The organism is Lysinibacillus sp. 38-6 (genome assembly GCF_046245175.1).
Classification (GTDB): domain Bacteria; phylum Bacillota; class Bacilli; order Bacillales_A; family Planococcaceae; genus Lysinibacillus.
On the sequence record NZ_CP176417.1, the window covers coordinates 3,152,293 to 3,166,411 of the forward strand.

General features: G+C 40.6%; 13 protein-coding genes and 1 other annotated feature. All 13 genes read right to left on the reverse strand.

Features of this window, described 5'->3' with window-relative positions:
* Positions 1 to 27 precede the first annotated feature (27 nt).
* Positions 28 to 540, reverse strand: a complete 513-nt coding sequence (locus tag ACKVEV_RS16210; RefSeq protein ID WP_139859441.1) for an NYN domain-containing protein — start codon at positions 538 to 540, stop codon at positions 28 to 30.
* A 2-nt stretch (positions 541 to 542) separates the two neighbouring features.
* Positions 543 to 1,295 (reverse strand): 23S rRNA (guanosine(2251)-2'-O)-methyltransferase RlmB, encoded by a 753-nt coding sequence (gene rlmB / locus ACKVEV_RS16215; RefSeq protein ID WP_409367327.1) that lies wholly within the window; start codon positions 1,293 to 1,295, stop codon positions 543 to 545.
* Positions 1,295 to 1,735 (reverse strand): Mini-ribonuclease 3, encoded by a 441-nt coding sequence (locus ACKVEV_RS16220; protein ID WP_409367328.1) that lies wholly within the window; start codon positions 1,733 to 1,735, stop codon positions 1,295 to 1,297. Before ACKVEV_RS16220 ends, rlmB begins: the two co-directional genes overlap by 1 nt.
* Entirely contained in the window at positions 1,720 to 3,120 is a 1,401-nt protein-coding gene (cysS, locus tag ACKVEV_RS16225; RefSeq protein WP_409367329.1) for a cysteine--tRNA ligase, read from the reverse strand. The genes ACKVEV_RS16220 and cysS overlap by 16 nt, the downstream gene beginning before the upstream one ends.
* Entirely contained in the window at positions 3,117 to 3,767 is a 651-nt protein-coding gene (gene cysE, locus ACKVEV_RS16230) for a serine O-acetyltransferase (RefSeq protein ID WP_409367330.1), read from the reverse strand. Before cysE ends, cysS begins: the two co-directional genes overlap by 4 nt.
* 165 nt (positions 3,768 to 3,932) lie before the next feature.
* Positions 3,933 to 4,152 (reverse strand) — a binding site (T-box leader).
* A gap of 49 nt (positions 4,153 to 4,201) precedes the next feature.
* Positions 4,202 to 5,662 carry a glutamate--tRNA ligase gene (gltX, locus tag ACKVEV_RS16235; protein WP_409367331.1) on the reverse strand — a complete coding sequence of 487 codons (1,461 nt, stop codon included), beginning with the start codon at positions 5,660 to 5,662 and terminating at the stop codon, positions 4,202 to 4,204.
* A 123-nt stretch (positions 5,663 to 5,785) separates the two neighbouring features.
* The gene (gene ispF, locus ACKVEV_RS16240) at positions 5,786 to 6,262 is read right to left on the reverse strand and encodes a 2-C-methyl-D-erythritol 2,4-cyclodiphosphate synthase (RefSeq protein WP_409367332.1); all 477 of its coding nucleotides are present in this window, start codon (positions 6,260 to 6,262) and stop codon (positions 5,786 to 5,788) included.
* Positions 6,263 to 6,478: 216 nt separating this feature from the next.
* The gene (gene ispD, locus ACKVEV_RS16245; RefSeq protein WP_409367333.1) at positions 6,479 to 7,171 is read right to left on the reverse strand and encodes a 2-C-methyl-D-erythritol 4-phosphate cytidylyltransferase; all 693 of its coding nucleotides are present in this window, start codon (positions 7,169 to 7,171) and stop codon (positions 6,479 to 6,481) included.
* A gap of 12 nt (positions 7,172 to 7,183) precedes the next feature.
* Positions 7,184 to 8,269 carry a PIN/TRAM domain-containing protein gene (locus tag ACKVEV_RS16250; protein ID WP_409367334.1) on the reverse strand — a complete coding sequence of 362 codons (1,086 nt, stop codon included), beginning with the start codon at positions 8,267 to 8,269 and terminating at the stop codon, positions 7,184 to 7,186.
* Positions 8,270 to 8,556: 287 nt separating this feature from the next.
* Positions 8,557 to 9,933 carry a DNA repair protein RadA gene (gene radA, locus ACKVEV_RS16255; RefSeq protein WP_401012497.1) on the reverse strand — a complete coding sequence of 459 codons (1,377 nt, stop codon included), beginning with the start codon at positions 9,931 to 9,933 and terminating at the stop codon, positions 8,557 to 8,559.
* Positions 9,934 to 10,023: 90 nt separating this feature from the next.
* A complete protein-coding gene (locus tag ACKVEV_RS16260; protein ID WP_409367335.1) occupies positions 10,024 to 12,468 on the reverse strand; it encodes an ATP-dependent Clp protease ATP-binding subunit in 2,445 nt (814 codons plus the stop codon).
* Positions 12,458 to 13,567: a protein arginine kinase gene (locus ACKVEV_RS16265; protein ID WP_409367336.1), complete on the reverse strand. Its 1,110-nt coding sequence runs from the start codon at positions 13,565 to 13,567 to the stop codon at positions 12,458 to 12,460. Before ACKVEV_RS16265 ends, ACKVEV_RS16260 begins: the two co-directional genes overlap by 11 nt.
* On the reverse strand, positions 13,564 to 14,106 hold the full coding sequence (locus ACKVEV_RS16270; protein ID WP_409367337.1) for a UvrB/UvrC motif-containing protein: 543 nt from the start codon (positions 14,104 to 14,106) through the stop codon (positions 13,564 to 13,566). Before ACKVEV_RS16270 ends, ACKVEV_RS16265 begins: the two co-directional genes overlap by 4 nt.
* Between the last annotated feature and the right edge of the window lie 13 nt (positions 14,107 to 14,119).

Here is a 14,119-nt window from a genome sequence, read left to right on the forward strand (position 1 = left end):
CGGAATTGGAAAATATGCGTCAATGAATCATTTTAAACCCCTGCGCCATTTTTCGAAGGCAAGCGCTACATCCGGCTTTAATTCAATGCGTGAAGGTGGCTTGCTATCTTGCTTTCGTTTTACATCATGGGAAATTTTATGTTGTATAATGCTCATATCAATTTCAAGCTCTCTTGCCGATTTGCGGAGTGCACCATTACCAAAAATAACACTTTGCTCTGCCATATCGGAAGTCGCCACGTGAATTTGAACATGTCTTGCCTTTAGCTCATGCGTCATCTTTTCGATGCGTTCATCTGCTGTTTCATTTTTCCTTGTATAAATGATTTCGACACCATTTTCTATATAAGATTGCTCCACACCCGGCACAAGATGGGCGTCAAACACGACAATGACGCGCCACCCTATCGCCGCCTTATACTCAGCCATAAGCTCAATTAAACGCTTACGTGCATCCTCAAAATTTGTGTCACGTAATGGGCGTAGCTCTTTCCAAGCTCCAATCATATTATAGCCGTCAACAAGCAAAATGTTTTTCATTGTTACGCATTCGCTTCTTGACGTTTACGATACACTTCATACATTAAAAGTGCGGCAGCTACAGAAGCATTTAAAGATGTGACATGCCCGATCATTGGCAGATGATATAAAAAGTCACATTTCTCTTTTAAGAGACGCCCCATTCCTTTGCCTTCACTACCAATAATAATGGCAAGCGGTAACGTTGCATCCATCTTGCGATAATCTGCAGAACCTTTTGCATCTGTACCAGCAATCCATACGCCTCGCTCTTTTAATTCATCGACTGTTTGAGCAAGATTGTTAACACGTACAACAGGTACATGCTCAATCGCGCCTGTTGAAGCTTTCGCCACCACTGCCGTCAAACTTACTGAGCGACGCTTTGGAATAATAATACCATGTACGCCAATGGCATCTGCTGTTCGCATAATAGAGCCTAAATTATGCGGGTCTTCTAACTCATCTAAAATTAAGAAAAACGGATCTTCTTGCTTTTTTTGCGCCGCTGCAAATAAATCATCTAACTCCGCATAGCTATAGGCTGCAACAGAGGCAACAATCCCTTGATGATTAGCATCCGATAATTGATCGACCTTTTTTTTCGGTACAAATTGCACAATGATGCCACGTTCACGCGCTAAATCAAGCAGCTCATTGACTCCTGATTTCTTTACACCTTCTGCTATCCATACTTTATTCATATCGCGGCCTGAACGAAGTGCTTCTAACACTGGGTTTTTACCGGCAATAATTTCACCATTTTGTTCTGCCATTATTTTGACACTCCTTTTAATTCCTCGATTATTTGAATAGCGTATGCAATGATGGCATAAACGCGTTCTAATTCACCTAGTAAGTACAAACTTCCAAGAACCGCCTCAAAGCCCGAGCTATTCCGGTATGTTTGGACATCTGTATTTTTCGGAACAGAGCCAGACTTGGCATTACGTCCTCGGCGGAACACGGCCAATTCCTGCTCTGTTAAAAAGTTTTCATCCATCATGCGATGTACAATCGTAGACTGTGCTTTTGCGGATACATAACGCGTTGCTTCTCTATGGAGTGTATTCGGCTTTACACGACCGCTACGCAATAAATATTCGCGGACTTTTTGTTCTAAAACCGCATCTCCCATATATGCGAGCGCTAATGCATTTAATTGCTTAACATCTTCATTTCGGAGTTTATCCAAGTTTCTTACCCTCGTTTCCATCTTGTCCCTTGGCGTGTATCTTCTAAAATGATACCTTGCGCTTGTAAATGGTCACGAATTTCATCTGAGCGAGCAAAGTCACGATTTTTACGTGCTTCTACGCGTTCCTGTAAAAGTGCTTCGATTTCTTCGTCTAGTAGTTCCGCTTCTTTTGCGAATTCAATACCTAAGACGTCACCTAACACCTCAAAAGTTTCAACAAAAGTTAATAATACTTTCTCATCCGTATTCGTTTCATTTAAGTAAATATTAGCAATACGTGCTATTTCAAATAATACTGATATAGCATTTGCTGTATTAAAATCATCATTCATTGCTTCTTCAAATTGCGTTTTTTGTGCAGCAATTTGACGGAGCCATTCCTCTGAGCAATCACCAAGACTTGTCGTAGCGGATAAGCGATATTTAACGTTATTGTATGAAGTACGAATACGCTCCAAACCAGTAGCGGCAGCATCCACTAAATCTTTCGCAAAGTTAATTGGGTGACGATAATGAACAGATAACATAAAGAAACGTAAAATTTGCGGATCGATTTGTTTACGTATATCGTTCACGAGCACAAAGTTACCAAGGGATTTAGACATTTTTTCATTATCTATATTAATATATCCATTATGCATCCAGTAGCGCGCAAACGTTTTATCGTTATGTGCTTCTGATTGCGCAATTTCATTTTCATGGTGCGGGAATGTTAAATCTTGACCACCTGCATGTATATCAATTGTATCACCTAAATGCTCACGCGCCATAACCGAGCATTCAATATGCCATCCTGGACGTCCGTTGCCCCAAGGACTTTCCCAATAGATTTCACCTGGTTTAGCCGCTTTCCATAATGCAAAGTCTAATGCATCATCTTTTTTCTCACCCGCTTCGATACGTGCACCAATTTTCAAATCATCGACTGATTGATGCGAAAGTTTACCGTAGCCATTAAATTTTCGTGTGCGGTAGTAAACATCGCCAGCAGATTCATAGGCATACCCTTTATCGATTAACACTTTAATAAATTCAATAATGTCATCCATATGATCTGTTACGCGAGGGTGTACGTCTGCCTTTTTGCATCCTAATGCTGTGACATCTTCAAAATAAGCGGCGATAAAACGATCTGTCAGCTCATGCACTTCTTCACCAAGCTCGTTGGCTGCTTTAATAATTTTATCGTCCACATCCGTAAAATTTGAGACAAATTTCACATCATAGCCTTTATATTGAAAATATCGTCGGACCGTATCATAAACAATGACAGGACGTGAATTGCCGATATGAATATAGTTATAAACCGTCGGACCGCAAACATACATTTTAACTTTTCCTTCTTCTAGCGGTACGAATGTTTCTTTTTGTCTTGTTAATGAGTTGAAAATTTGAATACTCATTGTCTTTCTCTCTCCTTTTGTAAACGTCCGATTTCTTCTTGCAATGCTGCTATTTGCTTTTCGAAACCTTGACAGCGTTCCTCTACAGGGTCAGGAATATTTTGATGGTCTAGTTTTTTCTCTAAACGAACACCATCTTTCATCACTACTTTACCTGGAATACCTACAACCGTTGCGTTTGGTGGTACTTCTTTTAACACGACTGATCCCGCACCGATTTTACTATTCTCACCAATTGTAATAGAACCTAATACTTTTGCTCCAGTGGCAACTAATACATTATCTTGTAATGTCGGATGGCGCTTGCCTTTTTCTTTCCCTGTACCCCCAAGTGTCACACCTTGATATAGTGTTACATTATCACCAATCTCACATGTTTCCCCTATAACAACGCCCATACCATGGTCAATGAAGAAGCGGCGACCAATTTTAGCACCAGGGTGTATTTCAATTCCTGTGAAGAAGCGACTCACTTGTGAAATGACGCGTGCGATAAAATAAAAACGTCTTTTAAAAAACCAATGCGCAATACGATGCGCCCATGTAGCATGCAGACCTGAATATGTTAACACAACTTCAAGTACACTGCGTGCCGCTGGATCATTTTCAAAAATTGTCTCTACATCTTCCTTCATTCTTTTAAACATCAAAATTCCCCCTTTTCGATACTATGTGTGTTGTAATTACCGATCATAACCTCGCGCAAAAATCACTTTAAAACCTATTGTTACTAGTAATGATTGCTCTCTTACATGTAATACTTGAATAGCCATAAAAAAATAAAAAGCGCCCCCATCACTCCATAAAGGAATGACAGAGACGCTGAAATTTGCGCGGTTCCACTCTGATTGAAAGCATAAGCCTTCCACTTTGGACGTCCTATAACGGGAACGAACCGATAAAGCCTACTCAATGTTCAGCTTTACGCTCAAAGGTGCATTTCGGTTTTGCCTTGGCTCAGACCACTTTCAGCCGGTGATGGTCCTCTCTTTAGAGCATGCGCTACGTACTTCTCCTTATCAACGCTTTCTCAATGTACATTCATTTTACATCGATGAAACTGTTTGTCAATAAATTTCTATTATTTTGCGAATTTTTCTACACGGTCAATTGTTTTCTCTTTACCAATTAAACAAATTGCATTCGGTAACTCTGGACCATGCGTTTCACCTGTCGTGACAACACGGATTGGCATGAATAAATTTTTACCTTTATGCCCCGTTTCTTTTTGTACAGCTTTGATAGCCGCTTTCACCGTTTCAGGCGTAAATTCTGCTAAATTTTCAAGCTGTGCTTTAAATGCAGCCATTACTTCTGGTACTTGCTCACCAGCTAGAACTGCTTTTGCTTCTTCATCATATTCAAGATGATCGTTAAAGAATAGGCGAGATAGTTCCACAATTTCAGCACCAAAGCTCATTTGCTCATGATAAAGTGCGATTAAATCTGTTGCCCAAGCAAGCTCTTCTGCTGTTAGCTCTTGCGGTAATAAGCCCGCTTTTTGTAAGTGTGGTAAAGATAATGCCACTACTTCGTCTAACGATAGTTTTTTGATGTATTGATTATTCATCCATGTAAGTTTTTGCTTATCAAACATAGATGGTGATTTCGATAAACGTTTCTCATCAAAGATTTTAATAAATTCCTCTTTAGAGAAAATCTCTTCTTCCCCTTCTGGAGACCAACCTAGTAAAGCGAAGAAATTGAACATCGCTTCCGGTAAGTATCCAAGGTCTTTATATTGTGTTACGAATTGAATAATGGACTCATCACGTTTTGATAGCTTTTTACGGTTTTCGTTAATGATTAATGTCATATGCCCAAAGCGCGGATATTCCCAGCCAAATGCATCAAAAATCATCATTTGTTTTGGTGTGTTTGATAAATGCTCTTCACCACGGAATACGTGTGAAATTTCCATAAAGTGATCGTCTAATACAACGGCATAGTTGTATGTTGGAATACCATTCGCTTTTACAAGTACCCAATCGCCCACATCTTTTGATTCGAACGATACTTGTCCACGCACTAAATCTTCAAACTCATACGTTACGTTTTCAGGTACACGCATACGAATTGTATATTGTTCGCCAGCCGCTTCTTTAGCTGCTACTTCTTCAGCTGATAAATGACGGCAAGTTCCATCGTAAGTAGGTGCTGCAACGCCGCGAGCTTTTTGTTCTTCACGTGATGCCTCTAATTTTTCTGAAGAACAGAAACATTTATACGCTGTACCTTGTTGTAATAACTTTTCAGCATGTTCTTTATAAATATCAAGGCGCTCCATTTGACGATAAGGCGCATACGGACCACCAATATCGATTGATTCGTCATAGTCGATACCTAACCATTTTAAGTTATCTAGCTGAGACGCTTCTCCACCTTCTACATTACGCTCAATATCCGTATCTTCAATACGCACGATGAATTTACCGTTATGATGTTTTGCATATAAATAGTTGAATAACGCTGTACGTGCACCGCCAATATGTAAGAATCCAGTTGGTGATGGCGCGTAACGAACGCGAACTTCTTTCGTCATAATTAAATGCCTCCTAAAATGTTCGTCTGAAAATAATTCCGACCTTTTTAATTGTTCATTTTACCACTGTAGTATAGGAAATAAAAGTAGCGCGTGCTTAGGAATTGGGCACGCGCCATTTTTTTATTTTTTTATCAATAAAATCGTCGCCATCGATGCAATGCCTTCTTCACGGCCAGTAAAGCCCAGTCTTTCAGTAGTTGTCGCTTTGACATTTACTTGTGAAGGATCTGCATGCAATAACGTTGCAATACGATTTCTCATTTGTTCAATATAAGGCGCCATTTTAGGACGTTGCGCCATAATCGTGCAGTCTACATTGCCTAGCACATAGCCTTTGTCCTCAACCATTTTCCAAATATACTCTAGTAACTTTGCTGAATCGGCATCTTTCCATTCAGGATCTGTATCAGGAAAATGGCGACCAATATCACCTTCACCAATTGCCCCAAGTGCCGCATCTGTTACAGTGTGTAACAATACATCCGCATCCGAATGCCCTACTAAGCCTTTTTCATGGGGAATGGTAATACCACCAATAATAAGTGGACGCCCTTCTTCAAATGCATGTACGTCAAAACCTTGTCCTACTCGAAACATACAATACTGCCGTTACAACAAAGATGTTTGTAACAGCATTCACCTGCCTTTATGATTTTCTATTTATAGACAGTTTACCATATTTCCTAGGAAATTGAGCTGTCTGTATCCTCTAAGTTGGACATAACTAGCAACTGAAAGCATTATTAGTTTGTTCATTATCGATAAAAAAAATCCCATCAGCTACTTGGAACTGATGAGATTTCAACGTTATTTTTAAAAAGTTTCTGTTACACGTCGACGTAAAATAGCCTCACCAAAAAGTAAATCTTCCTTAGTGGTCATCTTTACATTTTCATAGGTGCTTTCGACAATATGCACCGCATAACCAAGACGCTCAACTAGCATCGCCTCATCAGTGCCGAGGAAACCTACCTTCTCGGCAACATCTTCCGCTTCTACAATTAAATCAAAACGAAAAGCTTGTGGCGTTTGAATCATCCATAGACTTTCACGATCTACAGTTTCTTCGATAATACCATCACGCACTTTTTTCATCGTATCTTTTGCACGAACCCCAGCAATTGCAGCACCAAAGTCATTTGCACTTTGCACAAGGTTTGCAATAATATCGTGCGTAATAAACGGACGAGCAGCATCATGTACTAAGACGATATCAACTTGCTCCATTTCCTTCATGCAAGAGTGGACAGAATGTTGTCGCTCCGCTCCGCCGTCAGGCAAACCTTTGACCTTTGAAATGCCATAGTTTACGAGCATTTCCTGAATAAGTGCTCGCTCCTCGGGCTTTACTGCTAGCCAAATACCTGTGCAGTTTCGATCTTGCTCAAATACTTCCAATGTGTGTATTAAAATCGGTTTCCCTAAAAGCTCTAAAAATAATTTATTTTGTCCTGCTCCCATTCGCTTCCCGCTACCTGCTGCTGGAAGCACTACTTCATACTGCACATTTCCCACTTCCTAATCATCCTTTGGCTTGGCAAAAATCATACGCCCTGCTGATGTTTGGAGAACGCTCGTTACAGTTACTGTAATAGCCTGTCCTATATAACTGCGGCCGCCTTCTACAACTATCATCGTACCATCATCCAAATAAGCGACACCTTGGTTATGCTCTTTACCATCTTTAATGACGACAACCTGCATATCCTCACCAGGAATAACAACCGGCTTCACCGCATTTGCCAAATCATTGATATTTAGCACTTGCACTTGGTGTAGCTCACATACTTTGTTCAAATTGAAATCATTCGTTACAATTTGTGTATCGTTGCCCATCTTCTTAGCTAGTCGCACAAGTTTTAAATCGACTTCTTGCACATCCTCAAAATCCTCGTCGGTAATCTCTACTTTTGTCATACGTTCATCTTGTAGTTTTTTTAAGATATCCAAACCACGACGACCTCTTGTACGTTTTAATGTATCTGAAGAATCCGCAATATGTTGTAGCTCTGTCAGTACAAATTGTGGCACGACTAAGACACCTTCGATAAAGCCTGTTTCCGAAATATCCGCAATACGCCCATCGATAATGACGCTCGTATCTAGCAATTTATAACTGCCACGAATTTCAGGTACATCGATACCTTCAAGGGCTTTTTTCTTGGCATTATGGCCGCGCAAGGTAAATAACTGTAGTAACTCATCACGCTTTTTAAAGCCGACACGGAATCCCAAATAGCCAAATACAAACGACAGGATAATCGGAATCACTTCTGTAATACCGCGAATCTGAACGCTATCAATCGCAAAGCCTAGGAAATAGGCTACGATAAGTCCTACAATTAGCCCTAGCGTACCAAATAATAAATCTCCAACAGGTACTTTAAATAACATCTCTTCCATCCAGCCTATAAGCCGAACGAAATAGTCGGAAAATGCAAATGATAATGTAAATAGTAAAAGCGCCCCTAAAGCAACTGATACATAAGGATTATCAAGCCAAGGATTAGATGATAAATGAAGCAATTCGTATAATGGCGGTAAGAAAACCAGGCCTAAAGCTCCCCCAATCAGTAAAAAAGCAATTTGAATAAATTTTTTCATACTGTCACCTCCAATTCTTATTTTCGATTATACATATTTTGCGGTAGAAAATCTTTTTTCAGCCCATCAAAACATTATTATTTTTCTTGCAGTTTATGTGACGTTCTAGAAGCCTTAAGAGATTCGTAATTCCCGCAAAAAATGTTATCCAATTTCAAGCAATTTTTGTGCACAGCACAATGAGTAAAAATGCATGTTAGGAAATCGCCCAACATGCACTTTTTTCATAAAACATTACTCGCTATAGGTAATGACCGAGCGTTTTCTACGCTATGCCTTTCTCATCATTACAACTCTCTAAAACAAGCATTCAATGCATCCTTAATTGTTTCCACACCGACAATTTCAATACCTTGCGGGAAATCCCAGCCGCCAATATTTGAAGCAGGAATAAACGCTCGCTTAAAGCCTAGCTTTGCCGCCTCAATCACACGTTGCTCAATGCGTGTTACACGACGAACCTCACCTGTTAAACCTACTTCGCCAATAAAGCAATCGGTAGCACGCACTGCCTGATCCTTAAAGCTCGATACGATACTTGTCAACACCGCTAGGTCAATTGCAGGCTCATCAAGCTTTACACCACCAGCAACTTTAATATATGCATCTTGTGCTTGTAGCATGAGGCCCATTCGCTTTTCCAGCACTGCCATTAGCAATTGCACTCGATTTTGGTCCACGCCAGTTGCCATCCGTTTTGGATAATTAAAGCTTGTTGGCGTTACGAGCGATTGAATTTCTACTAAAATCGGTCTCGTCCCCTCCATCGATGCTACAATCGTCGAACCTGCAGCACCTTGGGAACGTTCCTGTAAAAACAACTCTGACGGATTCAAAACTTCCTTTAAGCCTCCCTGAAGCATTTCAAAGATAGCAATTTCATTTGTAGAGCCAAAGCGGTTTTTCTGACTTCGTAAAATTCGATGGTTGTGATGTCGTTCTCCTTCGAAATACAGCACTGTATCCACCATATGCTCTAAAATACGTGGCCCCGCAATTTGCCCTTCCTTCGTCACATGTCCAACTAAGAAAATAGCAATGCCCTTCGTCTTGGCAATTCGCATAAGCTCCGCTGTACATTCACGTACTTGCGACACGCTACCAGGTGCACTCGTCACCTCTGGATGAAACACCGTTTGAATAGAATCGACAATCACAAACTTCGGTTGGACATCATCAATCGTTTGGTTTAATAACTCTAAATTCGTTTCCGAATAAATATAAAGCTCTTGTGAGATTACACCTAAACGTTCTGCACGTAGCTTCGTTTGGCGAATAGACTCCTCACCAGAAATGTAGAGCACACGATGTCCTTTATTCGAAAGCAATGCAGATACTTGTAATAATAACGTGGATTTCCCAATCCCCGGATCACCACCAATTAAAACTAGTGAACCTGGGACGATACCGCCACCTAACACACGATTGAGTTCGCCCATTTCCGTTGCTACACGAGACTCCTCCGCTGCCTCTACTTGGATAATCGGTATCGCCTTTTGCGTTACTGTTGCTGAATGTTGGAAAGCTCCACGTGGCCCTTTTGCTACGACCTCCACTTCCTCAACCATTTTATTCCACTCACCACATCCTGGACAGCGCCCCATCCACTTTGCAGATTCATAGCCACAACCTGTACAGACAAATTTAGTTTTTTTCTTCGCCATCGTACCACCTCGAATATTTGTTCTTATATTCATTTTACATAAAAAAAGACAGCTTGGCACTATAGGCCTCGCTGTCTTCTTGTGAATTGCTTATTTAGAAATCGAAACGCCTTCTTTTTTCTTCACAACAAAGTCTTCATCAACATAATCAATTACGACTTGGTTTCCTTTTTCGACATTGCCTTTTAGTAGTTCTTCCGATAAACGGTCTTCCACTTGTTTTTGCAATGCACGACGCAGTGGACGGGCACCATATTGAGGATCATAGCCTTCCTCTGCAATTTTATTCAGTGCCGCATCTGTTAACTCTAACGTAATATCTTGTTCCTGTAGACGTTTTGTTAACGTATTCGCCATCATCGAAATGATTTCTTTTAAGTGTTCTTTTTCTAAAGAATGGAACACAATCATTTCGTCGATACGGTTGAGGAATTCAGGACGGAATGCTTTTTTCAGTTCTTCTAGCATTGTGCCCTTCATATCTTTATGCTTCGACTCGGAGCTTCCTAAGCTGAAGCCAAGATTTTTTTGATATTTTAGCGCATCTGCACCAACGTTTGAAGTCATAATCACAACCGTATTACGGAAATCAACGACACGACCTTTAGAATCTGTTAAACGACCATCTTCAAGTACTTGCAGTAGAATATTGAAAACGTCTGGATGTGCTTTTTCAATTTCATCAAGTAACACAACCGAATATGGTTTACGTCGTACTTTTTCCGTTAGCTGACCACCATCATCAAAGCCTACATAGCCTGGAGGTGAACCGACTAAACGTGAAGTTGAATGTTTTTCCATATATTCGGACATATCTACGCGAATCATCGCATCTTCATCACCGAACATTACTTCCGCTAGCGCTCTGGCAAGTTCTGTTTTACCGACCCCAGTAGGACCTAGGAAAATAAATGAACCAATTGGTCGCTTAGGATCTTTTAAGCCCGCTCTTGCGCGTCGAATCGCACGTGAAATCGCTTCGACCGCTTCGCCTTGCCCAACAACTCGCTTGTGTAATTCTTCTTCAAGATGTAATAGTTTCGCTGATTCTTCATGAGCAATTTTCGCTACCGGAATTCCCGTCCACATAGAAACAACAGCTGCCACATCATCTACTGTAACTTTTGATTCGGCTTTGCCTTGTTCTTCTTTCCATGTTTTACGTGTTGTTTCAATTTCGTCTTTTAGCTTTTGCTCTGTATCTCTTAATGATGCAGCTTTTTCAAATTCCTGACCAGATACCGCTGCATTTTTCTCAGAGCGTACATTTTCAAGCTTATCTTCTAGCGCCTTTAAATTTGGTGGCACTGCGAATGAACGTAAGCGTACTTTTGAACCCGCTTCATCGATTAAATCTATGGCTTTATCCGGTAAGAAGCGATCTGAAATATAACGGTCACCCATTTTTGCAGCTGCTTCAATTGCTTCATCTGTAATTTTCACACGGTGATGTGCCTCATAGCGATCGCGTAAGCCATGAATAATTTGAATTGCTTCTTCAACCGTTGGCTCATCCACTTGGATTGGTTGGAAGCGGCGCTCTAAAGCGGCATCTTTTTCAATGTACTTGCGATATTCATCTAATGTTGTGGCACCAATACATTGCAATTCACCACGTGCTAAAGACGGTTTTAAAATATTTGAAGCATCAATAGCACCTTCTGCTCCACCTGCACCGATTAATGTATGCAATTCATCAATGAATAAAATAACATTGCCTGCTTGACGAATTTCATCCATTACTTTTTTCAAACGGTCCTCAAATTCACCACGGTATTTTGTGCCGGCAACAACTGTCCCCATATCTAGCGTCATTACACGTTTGTCGCGTAAAATTTCTGGCACTTCATTATTAATAATTTGTTGTGCTAAACCTTCAGCGATGGCTGTTTTACCTACACCTGGCTCACCAATAAGCACAGGGTTATTTTTTGTACGACGTGATAGTACTTCAATAACGCGTGTAATTTCTTTACTTCGACCAATAACAGGGTCTAATGAACCTTCGCGGGCAATTTGTGTTAAATCGCGCGCTAAGCTATCTAAAGTTGGTGTGTTCGCAGCCTGTGTTGCCTGTTGTCCAGACTGTGCATTATCATTATTGCCTAACAGCAGTAATACTTGCTGACGGGCTTTATTTAAGCCGACACCTGCATTATTTAGTACGCGAGCGGCAACTCCTTCACCTTCACGAATAAGCGCTAATAATAAATGTTCCGTGCCAATATAGGAATGGCCTAATTTGCGTGACTCATCAACCGATAGTTCAATTACTTTTTTGGCGCGAGGTGTGTAGTGAACGATTGGCCCTACATCCTCTGTTCCTTTACCGACTAACTCTTCAATACCTGCTTCAATCATTTGAGGGCTAATATCGATGGCTTCTAATGCTTTCGCAGCTATACCACCACCTTCACGAATAAGCCCTAAAAGAATGTGCTCTGTTCCTATTGATTCGTGCTTCCAACGAATTGCCTCTTCCTGTGCAAGCTGTAATACTTTTTGTGCGCGTTGTGTAAAACGATTAAACATCATATGAATCCTCTCCTTTTCCCCCTATAATAGGCTTACTCATCGTTTCTAAAAATAATGCCTCACGCAGCATTTTTGCTCGTACTCTGTCTCGCTCAGCAGGTGGTAAAACCTCTCCTGCATAGTGTTGTAAAAATCCTGGTTGCATGCTGACAACACACTCGTTTAAAGTGGTTGCTTTAATATTATGAATCAACTGTAAATCTACCCCTAAACGGACATTCGATAGGCAAGTAGCAGCTTCATCACTTGTTAAAATGCGAGCATGTGTTAATGTACCTAAAGCTCTATACACACGATCTTCTAAAGCAAGTTGTGCTTTTTCCAGTAGCTTGCTTCTCGCCTGACGTTCTTTTTGAATAATTTTTTCAGCTACACTTTGAATATCAGCTAAAATATCTTCTTCTGTTTTCCCTAATGTAATCTGATTCGATACTTGATAAATATTCCCTAAATTTTCACTACCTTCACCGTATATACCCCTAACGGTCATACCCAAACGCGTCATGGCATTAATGATTTGATTCATCTGGCCTGTCAGCGTTAGTGCGGGAAGGTGCATCATAACAGAAGCACGCAATCCAGTACCAATATTGGTTGGACAACTTGTTAAATAGCCAAAATTATCGCGAAATGCGTATGGCAAAGCTCCTTCTAAGGCACGATCAATATGATTCGCCTGCTCGTAAGCCTTTTGAAGTTGAAAACTCGCTGTCATACATTGAATGCGTAAATGGTCTTCTTCGTTCACCATAATGCAAATCGATTCATCTTCAGACAGCAGCATGGAGCCAACTTGCTCTTTTTTAGCCAGCTGCGGACTAATTAAATGTTTTTCTACTAATATTTGACGTTGTAACGGTGTTAAATCTTTTATGGAAAAATAAGAATATTTTTCTTGCAACTTCGTACTATCCTGTATGGCATGGGTGACAGCTTGCTCAACTTGTAATGCTTCATCTTCTGAGAAAACTAAAGGGAAACGGTAACCATCTAAGTTTCGAGCAAGGCGAATGCGTGTACTAATGACAATATCTGAATAATCATCCTCCATCTCCATCCATGTAGGTGTAGCACGCGCTAAAAACGATTCAATCATCATGACACATCACCACCTTCGAATTGTAGCTGTTGTTCAAGTTCCTTTGCTTCATCACGAAGTTTCGCTGCTTCCTCAAATTGCTCATCGTCCACTGCGGCTTTCATACGCTTCCGGATATCTTCAATTTGTTTTTTAATAACAAAAACATTGTTGCGGGCACCAGGCATTTTACCTATATGTTGCGGTCCCGCTTGAATACGATTAAACAGCTTTGGCAAATGCTCGCTAAACGTATCATAACAACCGGTACAGCCAAATTTACCTTCTTTTAAAAATCGTTTATACGTAAATCCACATTGTGGACATGTTTGTTGCTGAGGTGGCGCTTGCTGTTTCTCTCCAACTTTTTGCCATGTAGGTGAGCCAAACCAATTGGATAATAATTGTTGAATCGATACAGGCTCTTGTTTAAACTCTGCATGGAACGGATGGAACTGTGAGGCACAGACATCGCAATAATGGTGCTCCACCTTTTGCCCATTTTGAACTTGTGTCACAGTTACTGTCGCATTGCGCTGTTTGCAATGTTCGCAAATCATTTCCATCACCTCT